Origin of the sequence: Vibrio gelatinilyticus (genome assembly GCF_022836845.1) — a bacterium.
In the GTDB taxonomy this organism is placed as follows: Bacteria; Pseudomonadota; Gammaproteobacteria; order Enterobacterales; family Vibrionaceae; genus Vibrio; species Vibrio gelatinilyticus.
In genome coordinates, this window is sequence record NZ_JAJNNZ010000062.1 from 1 (window position 1) to 241 (window position 241).

Annotated in this window: 2 tRNA genes; both read left to right on the top strand. The window is 48.5% G+C overall.

From position 1 onward, the window contains the following. Positions 1–7: 7 nt before the first annotated feature. Positions 8–92 (top strand) — tRNA-Leu (locus LNL84_RS19685). Positions 93–144: 52 nt separating this feature from the next. Then, positions 145–219, top strand: a tRNA-Gln gene (locus LNL84_RS19690). Positions 220–241 lie beyond the last annotated feature (22 nt).

The window sequence follows — 241 nt, forward strand, 5'->3', positions numbered from 1 at the left end:
AATTGATGCGGAAGTGGCGGAATTGGTAGACGCACCAGATTTAGGTTCTGGCGCCGCAAGGTGTGAGAGTTCAAGTCTCTCCTTCCGCACCATCTTTTCTTTAGAAATAAAGAGCTGTGTGATTGACACTTTAAACAATCCAGTTGGGCTATCGCCAAGCGGTAAGGCACCGGCTTTTGATGCCGGCATTCCCTGGTTCGAATCCAGGTAGCCCAGCCACTAATACAACGTCTAGTTGATT